The 16042-nt window shown below is 71.3% G+C and carries 10 protein-coding genes; 5 read left to right on the top strand and 5 right to left on the bottom strand.

The genetic code is table 11. The features are described from left to right. Positions 1–30 precede the first annotated feature (30 nt). Positions 31–2523, bottom strand: coding sequence for a SpoIIE family protein phosphatase (locus OEIGOIKO_RS28080; protein ID WP_371858975.1), 2493 nt, complete (start codon positions 2521–2523; stop codon positions 31–33). Positions 2524–2780: 257 nt separating this feature from the next. Between OEIGOIKO_RS28080 and OEIGOIKO_RS28060 the strand changes: the two genes are divergently transcribed. Together OEIGOIKO_RS28060 and OEIGOIKO_RS28055 are read left to right on the top strand one after the other, a co-directional pair. Continuing rightward, positions 2781–6911: a HAMP domain-containing protein gene (locus OEIGOIKO_RS28060; protein ID WP_174857229.1), complete on the top strand. Its 4131-nt coding sequence runs from the start codon at positions 2781–2783 to the stop codon at positions 6909–6911. Further along, positions 6908–7504: a response regulator gene (locus tag OEIGOIKO_RS28055; protein WP_125056323.1), complete on the top strand. Its 597-nt coding sequence runs from the start codon at positions 6908–6910 to the stop codon at positions 7502–7504. The genes OEIGOIKO_RS28060 and OEIGOIKO_RS28055 overlap by 4 nt, the downstream gene beginning before the upstream one ends. Before the next feature lie 257 nt (positions 7505–7761). On the opposite strand, the gene OEIGOIKO_RS28050 is transcribed toward OEIGOIKO_RS28055, so the two are convergent. From OEIGOIKO_RS28050 to lepA, 3 genes are all read right to left on the bottom strand, one after another. Further along, positions 7762–9651 carry an AMP-dependent synthetase/ligase gene (locus OEIGOIKO_RS28050; RefSeq protein ID WP_125056322.1) on the bottom strand — a complete coding sequence of 630 codons (1890 nt, stop codon included), beginning with the start codon at positions 9649–9651 and terminating at the stop codon, positions 7762–7764. A gap of 783 nt (positions 9652–10434) precedes the next feature. Then, a complete protein-coding gene (locus tag OEIGOIKO_RS28045; RefSeq protein WP_125056321.1) occupies positions 10435–10722 on the bottom strand; it encodes a hypothetical protein in 288 nt (95 codons plus the stop codon). A 290-nt stretch (positions 10723–11012) separates the two neighbouring features. Further along, positions 11013–12881, bottom strand: coding sequence for a translation elongation factor 4 (gene lepA, locus OEIGOIKO_RS28040; protein WP_125056320.1), 1869 nt, complete (start codon positions 12879–12881; stop codon positions 11013–11015). A 191-nt stretch (positions 12882–13072) separates the two neighbouring features. Here lepA and rpsT point away from each other — a divergent pair, with 191 nt between their 5' ends. Continuing rightward, positions 13073–13339 carry a 30S ribosomal protein S20 gene (rpsT, locus tag OEIGOIKO_RS28035; RefSeq protein ID WP_125056319.1) on the top strand — a complete coding sequence of 89 codons (267 nt, stop codon included), beginning with the start codon at positions 13073–13075 and terminating at the stop codon, positions 13337–13339. A 566-nt stretch (positions 13340–13905) separates the two neighbouring features. After that, positions 13906–14649, top strand: a complete 744-nt coding sequence (locus OEIGOIKO_RS28030) for a hypothetical protein (protein WP_125056318.1) — start codon at positions 13906–13908, stop codon at positions 14647–14649. Positions 14650–14695: 46 nt separating this feature from the next. On the opposite strand, the gene holA is transcribed toward OEIGOIKO_RS28030, so the two are convergent. Then, complete coding sequence (gene holA, locus OEIGOIKO_RS28025; RefSeq protein ID WP_125056317.1) at positions 14696–15679, bottom strand: DNA polymerase III subunit delta; 984 nt, start codon at positions 15677–15679, stop codon at positions 14696–14698. A gap of 84 nt (positions 15680–15763) precedes the next feature. On the opposite strand from holA, the gene OEIGOIKO_RS28020 reads away from it, so the two are divergent. Beyond that, on the top strand, positions 15764–16009 hold the full coding sequence (locus OEIGOIKO_RS28020) for a hypothetical protein (protein WP_125056316.1): 246 nt from the start codon (positions 15764–15766) through the stop codon (positions 16007–16009). Positions 16010–16042: the final 33 nt, after the last annotated feature.

Below are 16042 nucleotides of genomic sequence, written 5' to 3'. Positions count from 1 at the left end.
CCGCCCGGCCGCCTCCGCCCGCCCCGGCCGCTACCGCTGCCCGGTCGCCTGAAGCACCAGCAGCGCCAGGTCGTCGTCCGGCGGCGTGTCCGCGAACGCGTGCACCGCCCGCCGGATGTGTTCGGCGACCGCGGTGGCCCCCAGGCCGGTGCAGGCGGCGAAGTGGTGGGCCAGGCCGTCATCGTCGTCGAACTGACGGTGGCCCGAGCGCCGCTCCGTCACCCCGTCCGTGACGCACAGCAGCGTCTCGCCGGGGGCCAGCTCGAAGGACTCGGACTCGTACGATGTGTCCTCCACCACTCCGACCAGCATCTGCGGCGCGGCGGCGATCCGTACCGCGCCGTCCGTGCCGAGGACCAGCGGCAGCGGGTGACCGGCGCTGGCCAGGGTGCAGCGGGCGCCCGCCGTGCCGTCGGCGTGCGGCTCGATCTCGCCGTACAGGAGGGAGAGGAAGCGGGTCTGCTCGCCCTCGGCGCGCAGTTCGACGGAGGGCTCCAGGCCGCTGCCCGCGGCGGCGACCGCCGCCGTGACGGCGGCCACCGAGTCCGCGGCCTCGCGCGCCATGGTCTTGTTGAGCCGGTCCAGCACCTCACCGACACCGAAGCCGTCGCGGGCCAGCAGCCGCAGGACGGGGCGGGCGAGGCCGGTGACCGCCGCGGCTTCCGGGCCGTTGCCGCACACGTCGCCGAGGGCGAAGCACCAGCGGCCGTTCCCGGCGTAGAACAGGTCCCAGAAGTCACCGCCCGCCCAGGCGCCCTCACGCGGCTCGTACACCACGGAGGACTCCAGGCCGGGAACGGCGGGCCGGCCCCTGGGGAGTAGACGGCGCTGGAGCACCTGGCTGATCCGTTCCTGGTTCCGGTACGCGCGGGCCGTGGCCAGGGCCCGCGCGACCCGGCGGGTCAGGTCCTCCATGAGGCCCACGACCTCGTCGGGGAAGCGCATCAGCCCGGCCCGCCCGATCAGCAGCGTGCCGTGGTCGCGGCCGCCCGCCACCAGCCGGCAGGCCAGCGCGGCGCCCCCGGGCCCGTACCCGCTCGGCTCCTGCGGCCAGGGCCACGGCACGGCGGCCCCGGCGCCCTCCCGCTGCGGGCCGGGGACCGGCATCACCGGCGGCTCCTTCTCCAGAGCCATGCGCAGGGCGTCGATACGGCTCTCGCTGGAATGCCAGACGCGGGCGAGCCGCGGCGCCTCGCCCGTGCCTTCCCGGCCGCCGCTGTGCAGCCAGACCGCGCACCAGTCGGCGAGGCGCGGTACGACCAACTGGGCGGCGAGCAGCGCCACCTGCTCCTCGTCGAGCTGCCCGGACAGCAGGTCGGACGCCTCCGCGAGGAAGGACAGGGCGCCGTGGTTGATCCAGTCGGCTTCGGTCCGCCGCGCCGGGGAGCGGCGGACGGGCGCGGGGGCGAGCAGTTCGGCGGCGCGCAGGCCGCGCTGCAGCTCCAGGTCGTGGTGGGAGAACCGGGCCGGCGGCCCGTAGGCGTGGTGCCGCGGACCGGCCTGGAGCCGGAACCACACGGTCTTCAGGTCGCGCCGGTACGTGATGCCCCAGGACTCGGCGACGGCGCCGACCAGTTGCAGGCCATGGCCCCGGCTCTCGTTCGCGGAGGCCGACTGGCGCGCCCGTACGGCGCGGGCGGGGTGGTGGTCGGAGACCTCGATGACGACTGCGGTGCGGGGGTGGTTCGGGTCCGGTGCCGGGCCCGCGTCCGGGTTCGGGTCCATGTCCGGGTCCGGGTTCGGGTTCGGGTTCGGGGCTTTGTCCGTGTCCGTGTCTGCGTCAGCGGCATCCGAATCCGCGTCGGCGCCCGCGCCCGCGTCCACGTCGGCGCTCGCGCCCGTACTCGCGTCCGTTCCTGCCTCCGTGCCCGCGTCCGGCTCCGTCTCCAGGCGGCACAGCAGTTCCACGGTGGTGCCCGCGTGCACCACGACGTTCGTGACCAGCTCGCTGACCAGCAGGACCGCCTCGTCGGCGAGGCGGTCACCGATGGCGTCCGCGCCGGGCAGCGGCCGGGTCACCCAGTCGGCCAGGACGGCCCGTACGAACTGGCGCGCTGCCGCGGCCGCACGCGGATTGCCGGGCAGACTCGACCGGCGGACGCTGTCCCGCCCTTCGGTTCCGGACCCGGCGTCGGGCCCGGGAGCCGGTCTGGAGGACGGGGCCGCGGGAGTCTCCACGGGGGCGGCTTCCGCGGGTACGGACCCGGTGGACACGGATCCGGTGGACACGGACCCGGTGGACACGGACCCGGCAGGAGGCGCTCCGGCGGGGGCCGCTCCGGCCGGATCGGCAGCCGCCTCCGTCACCTCCGGAGCCCCCGGAGCCCCCGGAGTCTCCGCCGCCCCACCCGTCTCACCGTCCCTCTCACCCGCACCCGGCCCCATGGCCGCATCCGTCACCTCAGCCTCCTTCACCCCGGTGGCCGGATCCGTCGCCTCCGCCACCCCCTCCCCCACGGCCGCGTCCGTCGCGCCGGCCACCTCCATGGCTGGGTCCGTGTCCGCCTCCGTGCGGGAATCCACCGGCCTGCCTCCTTCGGGACGTGCGTCGGTGAACTTCTCGCGAGGCCCGCCGGGAGCCGCCCTGCCGGGGCCGCCGCGGCCGGGGCGGACCGCCGCCCGGGCCACCGCGGCGCCCCGGGCCGGGGCGTCCCTGTCTGACGAAGTTGTCGTCCTCATTGAGCAACTCCCGAGCAGTTCCGCAATAGCGCCGAATACGCCACTCCCAGAGTGACAGACTGAGCGCACCCATAAGCACCGAGTTACTGAAGTGGGGAGACATGGCGGTCGATTCGGCAGTGCCCCGAGTGTCCCTCGATCCCGGTGGTGACGTCGTGCGTGCCGCCGATCTCAGACCGCTGCTGACCGCGCTGACGTCGATGGCGGCCGGCGACTTCCGTACGCGGCTGCCGGTGGCCCAGGAGGGGCTGCTGGCCGAACTGTCCGCGGTCTTCAACCAGATAGCTTCCCGCAACCAGCACCTGTCCGACGAGTTGTTACGCCTGCGGTCGGAGGTCGTGCGCCAGGGCCGGCTGGACGAACGGATGTCCGCCAGCCCGGGTCCCGGCACCTGGGCCACCTCCGTACAGGCCGCCAACGCCATCATCGACGCCCTGGTCATCCCGACCACCCAGGCGACCCAGGTGCTGGACGCGGTGGCGGGCGGCGACCTGACCCTCCGGGTGGACCTGCACGACGGCAACCGCCCGCTGCGCGGCGACCGCCGGCGGCTGGGCCGGGCGGTGAACCGCATGGTCGACCAGCTGTCGCTGTTCACCGGCGAGGTGACCCGGGTGGCCCGCGAGTCCGGCACGGAGGGCCGGCTCGGCGGGCGGGCGAAGGTGGCGGGGCTGTCCGGGAGCTGGCGTGACGTGACCGAGGCGGTCAACACGATGGCGGCCAGGCTGACCGCCCAGGTGCGGGACATCGCGCTGGTGACGACGGCGGTGGCGCGCGGCGACCTGACCCGGCAGGTGACGGTCGAGGCGGCGGGCGAGCTGCTGGAGCTGAAGCTGACCGTCAACACGATGGTCGACCAGCTCTCCGCCTTCGCCGACGAGGTCACCCGCGTCGCCCGCGAGGTCGGCACCGAAGGGCAGCTGGGCGGCCGGGCGCAGGTACGGGGCGTGTCGGGCGTCTGGAAGGACCTCACCGACAACGTCAACTTCATGGCGTCCAACCTGACCAGCCAGGTACGCAACATCGCCCAGGTGACCACGGCGGTGGCCAACGGCGACCTCAGCCAGAAGATCACCGTGGACGCGCGCGGCGAGATCCTCCAGCTGAAGCTGACCGTCAACACGATGGTCGACCAGCTCTCCGCCTTCGCCGACGAGGTCACCCGCGTCGCCCGCGAGGTCGGCACCGAAGGGCGGCTCGGCGGCCGGGCACACGTACGCGGCGTGTCGGGCGTCTGGAAGGACCTCACCGACAACGTCAACTTCATGGCCGACAACCTCACCTCCCAGGTCCGCAACATCGCCCTGGTGGCGACGGCGGTCGCGGAGGGCGACCTGGGCCGGAAGATCACGGTCGAGGCGAAGGGCGAGATCCTGGAGGTGAAGTCGACGATCAACACGATGGTCGACCAGCTCTCCGCCTTCGCCGACGAGGTCACCCGCGTCGCCCGCGAGGTCGGCACCGAAGGCAATCTCGGCGGTCAGGCGCAGGTGCGCGGTGCCTCGGGCGTCTGGAAGGACCTGACGGACAACGTCAACTTCATGGCGTCCAACCTCACCTCCCAGGTGCGCAACATCGCACAGGTGACCACGGCGGTGGCCGACGGCGACCTGTCGAAGAAGATCACGGTCGACGCGCGCGGCGAGATCCTGGAGCTGAAGGACACCGTCAACTCGATGGTGGAGCAGCTGCGGGCGTTCGCCGACGAGGTCACACGGGTGGCGCGGGAGGTCGGCACCGAAGGCAACCTGGGCGGCCGGGCGCAGGTCCGGGGCGCGTCCGGGGTGTGGAAGGACCTGACGGACAACGTCAACTTCATGGCGTCCAACCTGACCACGCAGGTGCGCAACATCGCGCTGGTGGCCACCGCGGTCGCCCAGGGCGACCTGTCGAAGAAGATCGACGTGGACGCGCGCGGCGAGATCCTGGAGCTGAAGACCACGCTCAACACGATGGTCGACACCCTGTCGTCGTTCGCGTCCGAAGTCACCCGGGTCGCCCGCGAGGTGGGCAGCGAGGGGCAGCTGGGCGGCCAGGCCCGGGTCGAAGGCGTGTACGGCACCTGGAAGCGGCTGACGACGAACGTCAACGAACTGGCGTCGAACCTCACCACCCAGGTACGGGCCATCGCCGAGGTGGCCTCGGCGGTGGCGGCCGGCGACATGACCCGTAACGTGACCGTGGAGACCCAGGGCGAGGTCGCGGAGCTGCGCGACAACATCAACCTGATGGTCTCCAATCTCCGCGAGACCACCCGCGCCAAGGACTGGCTGGAGTCGAACCTCGCGCGGCTGGCGGGGCTGATGCAGGGCCACCGGGACCTGATGGAGGTCGCCGACCTGATCCTGCGGGAGCTGACGCCGCTGGTGAACGCCCAGTACGGCGCCTTCTTCCTGGCCGACACCGACCGCGACGACCTCCAGATGGCCTTCATCGCCGGGTACGGCTCGTCCCTGGACACCACGATCGACACGCCGGGCTCCATGGATCACGGCCTGGTGCGCCAGGCGGCCCTGGAGAAGAAGCGCATCCTGGTGGAGGACGCCCCGCCGGACTACATCAAGATCAATTCGGGGCTGGGCGAGGCCAACCCGGCGACCGTCGTCATCATCCCGGTGCTGTTCGAGGACCAGACGCTGGGCGTCATCGAGCTGGCGTCCTTCTCCCGCTTCTCCGACGTGCACCTGGCCTTCTTCGACCAGTTCGTGAACACCATCGGTGTGGCCATCAACACCATCGTCGCCAACTCCCGTACCGAATCCCTGCTCGGCGAGTCGCAGCGGCTGGCCCGCCAGCTCCAGGAACGTACCGACGAGCTCCAGCGGCGGCAGGCGGAGCTCCAGCGGTCGAACGAGGAACTGGAGGAGAAGGCGGCGCTGCTGGCCAGCTCGTCCCAGTACAAGTCCGAGTTCCTGGCGAACATGTCGCACGAGCTGCGCAACCCGCTGAACTCGCTGCTCATCCTCGCCCGGCTGCTCGCCGACAACCCGGACGGGCACCTGAACGAGCAGGAGGTGCAGTTCGCGATCACCATCCACCGGTCCGGGTCCGACCTGCTCCAGCTCATCAACGACATCCTCGACCTGTCGAAGATCGAGGCGGGCCGGATGGACGTACGGCCCAAGCGGCTGCCGCTGATCAAACTGCTCAACTACGTCCACGACACGTTCCGGCCGATGACCCTCGACCGGGGGCTGGCCTTCGAGGTGTCGGTGAGCGAGAACGTGCCCAAGGAGCTGTTCTCCGACGAACAGCGCCTCCAGCAGGTGTTGCGCAACCTGCTGTCCAACGCGGTGAAGTTCACCGCCGCCGGCAAGATCGACCTACGGGTGGACCGCTCCGGGGACGGCACCGTCGCCTTCACCGTCACGGACACCGGCATCGGTATCGCGCCGGAGAAGCTGCCGGTCATCTTCGAGGCGTTCCAGCAGGCGGACGGCACCACCAACCGCAAGTACGGCGGTACGGGCCTGGGCCTGTCGATCAGCCGGGAGATCGCGGGGCTGCTCGGCGGCCGGATCACCGCGAGCAGCCGCCCCGGCGTCGGCAGCGTCTTCACCCTGCACGTCCCCGTCGACTGCCCCGGCTACGCCGAGCCGCTGGACGGCCTGGACAGCGGTGAACAGCGCGCCGACGGTGCGCTGCAACTGGCGAAGACGCCGCGGCACCATCCGCGCTCGGGGCCGCCCGCCCCGCGCGACGAGACGCCGTGGCCGACCACCACCCGGCTGGAGGACTGGGTGACCGGGCCCTCGGGCCCGCTGCTGTCCGGCTGCCAGGTGCTGGTCGTCGACGACGACATCCGCAATGTCTTCGCGCTCACGAATGTGCTGAGCCGGGTCGGCATGCGGGTCCTCTACGCCGAACACGGCCGGGAGGGCATCGAGATGCTGGAGAAGAATCCCGGTGTCAACCTGGTCCTGATGGACATCATGATGCCGGAGATGGACGGTTACGAAACCATTCGCGCGATCCGGCGTACGCCACGCTTCGCGGAGCTGCCCGTCATCGTGCTCACTGCGAAAGCGATGCCCGGCGACCGTGAGAAATCCCTGGAGAGCGGAGCCAACGAATACGTCCCGAAACCCGTCGACGTGGACCGCCTGCTGGCGGTGGCCGTCGATCTGCTGTCCCGGCACGGCTCCGGCACCCCGGCCCCGGGCGGTGAATCAGGCAAGCACGACCCCGACGCGACCTCTCCGAGGTCCCAAGGCACCGAAGGCCCATCATGACCCATGCACCCGACACCGGCGCCGGCGCCGGAACCGACGACCGGGCGGGCATCCTTCTCGTCGACGACATGGAGGACAACCTCGCCGCGCTCGAAGCGGTCCTGGGCTCGCTCGGCGAGCCGCTGGTCCGGGCCCGGTCCGGCGAGGAAGCCATGAAGGCACTGCTCCGGCAGGAATTCGCGGTCGTCCTGCTGGACATCCTCATGCCCGGCATGGACGGATTCGAGACCGCCTCCAACATCAAACGTCTCGACCAGACGAAGGACATCCCGATCATCTTTCTGACCGGGACGGACAGCGACTCCGGATTCGCCTTCCGCGGCTATTCGACGGGCGCCGCCGACTACCTCACCAAACCCTTCGATCCATGGGTGCTCCGCGCCAAGGTGAACGTCTTTCTCGACCTGCACCGCAAGAACCGGCAGTTGCGACGACTCATAAAGCAGGACCACGCCCGGATGGGCGAGTTGGCGGACCGTATCTCCGAGATCGAGCGTCATCTCTCCGGCAGTTCCGTCCCCGGTGAACGTGAGCTGAGCGAGAGCGTGGCGCGGATGGGCGAATCGGTGCGGGCGCTGCGGCGGGGGCAGTAGCGGGCGGGAGGCCGGGCGGGTCGAGGAGGCCGGGCGGGTCGAGGAGGCGGGCGGGTCGAGGAGGCGGGCGGTTCGGGGCTCAGGGCTTCCAGGGCAGGGTTCGGGACTCGGGACCTGGCGTTCGTACGGACTCCAAGCGGTACGGGCACCGGTGGGTACCGGTGTTCGTACCGCCCGGAGTCGGCGCGGCCGCCGCCGTCGGGGGCCTGCCGCCATGCCGCACCGAGGGCCGACGCTTGTCCCCTCGGGCGCGGCCGTCACGCCTCGCGGGCGCCCTCGTACATCTCCTCCAGCAGGTCCTTGAAGGCCCGTTCCACCACCGGCCGCTTGACCTTGAGGCTGGGCGTCACCTCGCCGTGCTCGATGTCCAGGTCCCGCGGCAGCAGCCGGAACTTGCGGATCTGCTGCCAGCGCTGGAGCCCCTCGTTGACCCGCTCGACGTAGCCCTCGATCAGCTCGCGGGTCTGCGCCGCGCCCACGACCTCGGCGTACGGCCTGCCCTTGAGGCCGTGCTCGGCGGCCCAACCCATGATCGTGGGCTCGTCGAGGGCGATCAGCGCGGTGCAGAAGTTCCGGTTCGCGCCGTGCACCAGCACGTTGGAGACGAACGGGCAGGCCGCCTTGAACTGCCCCTCGACCTCGGCCGGCGCGATGTACTTGCCGCCGGAGGTCTTGATCAGGTCCTTCTTGCGGTCGGTGATCCGCAGATAGCCGTCCGGGGACAGCTCGCCGATGTCGCCGGTGTGGAACCAGCCGTCCGACTCCAGCACCTCGGCCGTCTTCTCCGGCAGCCCGTGGTAGCCCTCCATGATGCCGGGCCCGCGCAGCAGCACCTCGCCGTCCTCGGCGATCCGCACCTCCGTGCCGGGCAGCGGCTTGCCGACCGTGCCGGTGCGGTACGCCTCACCGGGGTTCACGAAGCTGGCCGCGCTGGACTCGGTGAGTCCGTACCCCTCCAGGATGTGGATGCCGGCGCCGGCGAAGAAGTAGCCGATCTCGGGGGCGAGGGCCGCGGAGCCGGAGACCGCGGCGCGCAGCCGGCCGCCGAAGGCTTCGCGCAGCTTGGCGTAGACGAGCGCGTCGGCGATCTTGTGCTTGGCGCCGAGGGCGAAGGGGACGGAGGCGTTGCCGGTGCGGCGGAAGTTCTCCTGCGAGGCCTTGGCGTACTCCCGTGCCACGCCTGCCGCCCACTGGAAGATCTTGTACTTGGCGGCGCCGCCCTCCCGGGCCTTGGACACCACGCCGTTGTAGACCTTCTCGAAGATCCGCGGCACCGCGGCCATGTAGGTGGGCTGCACCACCGGCAGATTCTCGATGATCTTGTCCACCCGGCCGTCCACCGCGATCACGTGCCCGACGGAGATCTGTCCCGCGGTCAGCACCTTCCCGAAGACGTGCGCCAGCGGCAGCCAGAGGTACTGCACGTCGTCCTCGGTGACCAGGCCGGTGGCCTGGATCGCCCGCGCCATGTACGACCAGCAGTCGTGCGGCAGCCGTACGCCCTTGGGGCGGCCGGTGGTGCCCGAGGTGTAGATCAGGGTCGCGAGCTGGTCCGCGCGCAGCGCCGCGATCTGCTCCCGTACGCAGTCCGGGTTCTTCTCCAGGTGGGCGGCGCCGCGCCGCTCCAGCTCGGCTAGGGAGAGCACCCAGTCCTCCGGGTCGCCCTCGGCGGACTGGGCGTCGGCTTCCTCGATCACCACGACATGGGCCAGTTCCGGCAGGTCGGCGCGCTTCTCGCGGGCCTTGGCGAGCTGCCCCGCGTCTTCGGCGATCAGCACCCGGCTGCCGGAGTCGGCGAGGATGTACGCCGACTCGTCCGCGTTGGTGCTGGGGTAGACGGTGGTGGTGGCCGCGCCGGAACACAGCACGCCGAGGTCGGTGAGGATCCACTCGACGCGGGTACTGGCGGCGAGTGCCACCCGCTCCTCGGCCCGGACGCCCAGCGAGATCAGGCCGGCGGCCACCGCGTACACCCGCTGGGCGGCCTCGGCCCAGCTCAGCACCTTCCAGTCGTCGGGCCCCCGGCCCGCGGCGGACGGCACCGGATAGCGGTACGCCTCGTGGTCGGGGGTTGCCGCGACACGCTCCAGGAAGAGGGTCGCCACGGAAGGTGGCCGGTTCTCGATCAGCGTCTGGGTGTCCGTCACGGCATCCTCCGGGGCCCGCTACGTTGCTGGTGACTCGCGAGTAACCTTCGAGCAGTGATCAGACTAGAGCGCGTCGCGCCATGGCGTAAGGGGCTGCGGCGGACTGGTTCAGGAGGGGACCAACGCGGTGGGTGTCCGGTACACGTTTCGGCCGGACCGAGTGTGTGGCGGGTCCGCGGCGGGCTGCCGCGGCGGAGGTATACGCCCCTGACCAGCTCTGATGTCCGCCGCTTGCGGCGCGGACGGTGCGGCCGACCGGTACGCGCGAGGGCGCCCACCGGTACGGACGGGAGGCGGACCGCCGTGTGAGCGAGGTCATCGGGCTCGCGCGGCCCGCCGGTTGTGACGTGGCATACGCCGTTCGCGCGGCCCGGCGTCAGCCGATCGTGTGACGTGGAGGTGCGCCGTCGCCCGCGCGCCGGGCGGGGGTGGGGGTGGGGGTGGGGAGCGGTCGGCGGAGGCCGGGAGCCGGTCCGGCACCGGCGGAGGCCGGGAGGCGGGCCCGCACCGGCGAAGGCCAGGAGCCGGACCCGCACCGGCGAAGGCCGGGAGCCGGTCCGGCACTGGCGGAGGCCGGGAGGCGGACCGACACCGGCGAAGGCCAGGAGCCGAACCGACACCAGCGAAGGCCAGGAGCCGAACCGACACCAGCGAAGGCCGAGAGGCGGACCGTCAGGGGCGGAGCGTTCCGGACAGGCCTTCGCCGGGCGGCGGGCGCGGACCACGAACGCGAGCTGCGGACGCGGACCACGGACGCGGGGCGCGCGGGCGGCAGACGGCTGATCAGCGGCGGAGCGAAGCGGCCTGGATGCCGATACCGTCGGCGCTGGGCGCGTTCGACGAGGCCGAGTCGCCGACCATGTGGCCGAGCTTCTCGTCACCCCGCAGCGTGCCGTTGACCTTCTTCAGGCCGTCACCGACGTGGGTGACGGCCCGCTGCGCACCGCCGACCGTCCCGCTGACACCGCTCTTGAACTTGTCCGCCCCCGTCTGGTCGGCGAAGGCGGGCGCGGCGACGCCCACGGACAGCGCGGCCCCGGCCAGCAGCGCGGCGGCCTTGGTGTACTTCATTCCTGTCCCTTTCCGGCGCGGCCTCCTCGGGAGCACGGCACTCATGCCGCCCGGACGCCCTGGGCCGCCCGGATCCGCTGCCACCCACCACAACGGCGTCCGGCACGTCCCGGAAACCGCCTGGCCGCCGTTTTCCCCGCCGACCGCCCGGATGCCGTACGGACCGGACGCCCGTTCCGCGACAGCACTCAGCCCCCGGCCGGAAGCGGCCGGGGGCTGAACGGAGGGGCTGCGGGGCGGCCGGGCGGCGGGCGCGCCGGGCCGTGGGCCCGGGCCACCCGCCTACGCGGCTACTTCTTGCCCTTGGAGTCGCCGTCGGAGTCGGAGGACAGCACGGCGATGAAGGCCTCCTGAGGGACCTCCACGCTGCCGACCATCTTCATCCGCTTCTTGCCTTCCTTCTGCTTCTCCAGCAGCTTCCGCTTACGGGAGATGTCACCGCCGTAGCACTTGGCGAGCACGTCCTTGCGGATCGCGCGGACCGTCTCACGGGCGATGACCCGGCTGCCGATGGCGGCCTGGATCGGCACCTCGAAGCTCTGCCGCGGGATCAGCTCGCGCAGCTTGGCGACCAGCCGTACGCCGTACGCGTACGCCTTGTCCTTGTGGCAGATCGCGGAGAACGCGTCGACCTTGTCACCGTGCAGCAGGATGTCGACCTTGACCAGGTCGGCGGCCTGCTCGCCGGTGGGCTCGTAGTCCAGCGAGGCGTAGCCGCGGGTCTTGGACTTGAGCTGGTCGAAGAAGTCGAAGACGACCTCGGCGAGCGGGAGGGTGTAGCGGATCTCGACCCGGTCCTCGGAGAGGTAGTCCATGCCGAGCAGGTTGCCGCGGCGGTTCTGGCACAGCTCCATGATCGCGCCGATGAACTCGCTGGGCGCCAGGATCGTGGCCCGTACGACCGGCTCGTGCACCTTGTCGATCTTGCCGGTCGGGAACTCGCTGGGGTTGGTGACCTCGTGCTCGGCGCCGTCCTCCATGTCCACGCGGTAGACCACGTTGGGGGCGGTGGCGATCAGGTCGAGGCCGAACTCGCGCTCCAGGCGCTCGCGGATGACCTCCAGGTGCAGCAGGCCCAGGAAGCCGACGCGGAAGCCGAAGCCGAGGGCCGCGGAGGTCTCCGGCTCGTAGACCAGCGCGGCGTCGTTGAGCTGGAGCTTGTCCAGGGCGTCGCGCAGCTCCGGGTAGTCGGAGCCGTCGAGCGGGTACAGGCCGGAGAAGACCATCGGCTTGGGGTCCTTGTAGCCGCCCAGCGGCTGCTCGGCACCCTTGCTGAGCTGGGTGATCGTGTCGCCGACCTTGGACTGGCGGACGTCCTTCACACCAGTGATCAGGTAACCGACCTCGCCCACGGACAGGCCGTCGGCGGCCGTCATCTCGGGCGAGTTCGTGCCGATCTCCAGCAGCTCGTGGGCGGCGCCGGTGGACATCATCCTGATGCGCTCGCGCTTGCTGAGCGTGCCGTCGACGACCTTCACGTACGTCACGACGCCGCGGTACGCGTCGTAGACCGAGTCGAAGATCATCGCGCGGGCGGGCGCGTCCTTGACGCCGACCGGGGCCGGCACGTCACGGACGACCTTGTCGAGCAGCTCGGCGACGCCCTCACCGGTCTTCGCGGAGACCTTCAGCACGTCCTCGGGCTCGCAGCCGACGAGGTTGGCCAGCTCCTTGGCGAACTTCTCGGGCTGCGCGGCCGGCAGGTCGATCTTGTTCAGCACCGGAATGATCTGGAGGTCGTGCTCCATCGCCAGGTACAGGTTGGCGAGGGTCTGCGCCTCGATGCCCTGGGCGGCGTCCACCAGGAGGATGCAGCCCTCGCACGCGGCGAGGGAGCGCGAGACCTCGTACGTGAAGTCCACGTGGCCCGGGGTGTCGATCATGTTGAGGATGTGGGTCGCGCCACTGTCCTCGTCGGTGCGGGCCCAGGGCAGCCGGACCGCCTGGGACTTGATCGTGATGCCGCGCTCGCGCTCGATGTCCATGCGGTCGAGATACTGCGCGCGCATCTGCCGCTGCTCGACGACGCCGGTCAGCTGGAGCATCCGGTCGGCAAGCGTGGACTTGCCGTGGTCGATGTGCGCGATGATGCAAAAGTTACGGATGAGAGCCGGGTCGGTACGGCTCGGCTCCGGCACGTTCGTAGGGGTCGCGGGCACGCAGGGTCCATTCAGAGAACGCGGGTAGGCGGGACTCGGTTGTTTTTCGTCCCCCCATGGTCCCATGCGCGGCGGTCCTGGTCCGGTTTGGGAGGCCGCGGAAGCTGCTGGTAGCCTGGTCCACTGCGCTTTGTGCCCTCTCTCGTACGAGGCGCAATACGAAATTCCAACGAACCTGAAAAGGCTCTTTCGTGGCGAACATCAAGTCCCAGATGAAGCGGATCAAGACCAACGAGAAGGCTCGTCAGCGCAACAAGGCTGTCAAGTCCTCGCTGCGTACCGCGATCCGTCGCACCCGTGAGGCCGTGGAGGCCGGTGACCTGCAGAAGGCCGCCACCGCCCAGGCCGAGGCCGCCAAGAAGCTGGACAAGGCCGTCAGCAAGGGTGTCATCCACAAGAACGCCGCCGCCAACAAGAAGTCGGCGCTGGCCAAGAAGGTCGCGGCCCTCCAGGCCTGACCTGTTCTCGACGCTTCACCACTGCCGGTAAGGGCCCAGCGGCCCCTCTCTCCGCTCCTTCCGGTGCACCACCGCGCCGCACACGGCCTGCGTTCGCCACGCGGGTGCGGCGCACACACAGCTTGAGACGAAGGACCTCGCGGTCGCCCTTCCCCAGGGCGGTGCGGGGTCCTTTGTCGTGGGGCGGAGCGGGCGCGGGGGTGGGTGCGGGGCGTGCGCGGAGTGAGTGCGGGGCGGGTGCAGGGCGGGCACGAGGTGGGTGCGGGGCGGGCGCGGAGTGGGTGCGGGACGGCCGCGGGGCGGATGCGGGGCGGCCGCGGGGCGGATGCGGGGCGGCCGCGGGGCGGATGTGGTCCAGGTCACGATTACGGCCATGCGGCCGGTTCCGTTCCGCTACGCTGCCGCGCATGTCGATTCCGGGGGACCAGCATCATCCCTACGCGCAGCCACAGTCGTCCGTTCCCTCTCAGCCGGGGCTGGGGCCGGGGCAGGGAGGGATGGGACCCGGGCCAGAGGCAGGAGCGGGCCCGGCACCAGGGGTAGGACCAGGGCCGTACGGGCCCGGGATGCCGCAGCACAATCCGTACGCCCAAGGGCCCGAACCCGGGCCCGGCGCGGGCGGTACCGGCGGCGGAGGTGTCCAGCACTGGCTGTGGGCGCTCGGCGGGGCGGTCGCCGCGTCGGCGATGGGCGGGGCGATCCTCTTCGCCGTCGGTGCCTTCGGGGACGCGCGGCCCAATCCCGACCTGGCGGGCTACTCGTACACGTCCGACCTGTGCAACCGCACCGCGTTCACGCCGTTCGAGAGCGCGAACTACAAGATCAAACCGGCCGGGAGCACCTCGTCCTCGGGCTCCTCCGGCAGCAGCACGCAGAATCCGCAGTACAGCGGCGTCCAGCAGGGCGCGATGGACTCGATGTGGTGCAACGCCGAGCTGAAGCCGTCCGGCGCGGACAGCAACGACTACTCCTCGACCTGGATCTACAGCAGCGCCACCCTGCACAGGAAGACCGACCCGTCGGCCGAGTTCGCGGACAGCTACCGCGCGTACGGGAGCCAGCGCAGCTCGGTCTCGTACCAGGTCACCCCGGTACCGGGCATCGGGGACGAGGCGTATCTCGTCAGCCGGTCCGACAACAGCAGCGGCTCGTACGTGATCCTCGGGGTCCGCGACGGCTGGGCGACCTATCAGCTCACCTGGTCGAGCTACACCTCCCGCAGCAGCTCGGCGAAGCCGCCGACGACCGAGCAGGTCACGGGGCTGCTCAAGGCGAGCGCGGCGGAGACGCTCCGGAAACTGCGGAGCTGAGGCCGGGCCCCTGCTCCCGGCCCTGCTCCGGTGGCTCCTCCGGCGGTCAGCGGGAGCGGGCCGCGCGGGCGATGGTGACGACGGCCTTCTCCAGTGCGTACTCGGGGTCGTCACCGCCGCCCTTGACGCCGGCGTCGGCCTCGGCCACCGCACGCAGCGCCGTCGCCACGCCGTCCGCCGACCAGCCGCGCATCTGCTGCCGCACTCGGTCGATCTTCCAGGGGGGCATGCCCAGCTCGCGGGCGAGGTCGCCGGGGCGGGCGCCGCGCGGGGCGGAGGCCAGCTTGCCGATGGCGCGGACGCCCTGGGCGAGCGCGCTGTTGATCATGACGGGAGCGACACCCGTCGACATGGCCCAGCGCAGCGCCTCCAGCGCCTCGGCGGCCCGGCCCTCCACGGCACGGTCCGCGACGGTGAAGCTGGACGCCTCGGCACGGCCGCGGTAGTAGCGGGCCACGATGGCGTCGTCGATGGTGCCCTCGATGTCGGCGACCAGCTGCGAACAGGCGGAGGCCAGTTCGCGCAGATCACTGCCGATCGCGTCCACCAGCGCCTGGCACGCCTCCGGGGTGGCGGACCGGCCCGCCGTACGGAACTCGCCGCGCACGAAGGCGAGGCGGTCGGCGGGCTTGGTCATCTTGGCGCAGGCGACCTCCCGCGCTCCGGCCTTGCGGGCGGCGTCCAGCAGGCCCTTGCCCTTGGCGCCGCCGGCGTGCAGCAGCACGAGGGTGATCTCCTCGGCCGGGGAACCGAGGTACTTCTTGACGTCCTTGACCGAGTCGGCGGACAAATCCTGGGAATTGCGGACCACCACGACCTTGCGCTCGGCGAACAGCGAGGGGCTGGTCAGCTCGGCGAGCGTGCCCGGCTGGAGCTGGTCGGGCGCGAGGTCGCGCACATCGGTGTCCGCGTCGGCGGCGCGGGCCGCGGCCACCACCTGCTGCACGGCGCGGTCCAGGAGCAGATCCTCCTGGCCCACGGCGAGGGTGAGCGGGGTGAGCGGGTCGTCGTTTGCTGCTTTCCTGGCCATCGCGCTCCAGCATCCCACGCCCCACCGACAGCGGTGTCCGGCGCCCGGCCCGCGCTGCCGGACGGCGACCGGGACAATGACCGGGTGAGCGATGTACGACATGTTCTGGTGCTGCCCGACCGCGACTCCGCCGAGGAGGTCGCCGAAGCGCTGGCCGAGCGCTTCGGCGTCACGGAGGAACCCCAGCTCGTCCGGGACGCCCTGGCGGGCGAGGACGACGCCGAGGACGCCCAATGGCTGGTGGTCGTCGAAGATCCCACGGGGATCCACGACCCGGCGAAGCTGGACGCCTTGGCGGACGAGTACGAGGGCTGGCTGGAGGCCGAGTGACCCGTCAGCCGCCCGCCGGGCAGGCGCACCTCA

It is taken from the genome of Streptomyces paromomycinus, from assembly GCF_003865155.1.
Taxonomy (GTDB): domain Bacteria; phylum Actinomycetota; class Actinomycetes; order Streptomycetales; family Streptomycetaceae; genus Streptomyces; species Streptomyces chrestomyceticus.
Note: the sequence above shows the minus strand (reverse complement) of the source record. Positions and strands in the feature narration are given on the sequence as shown.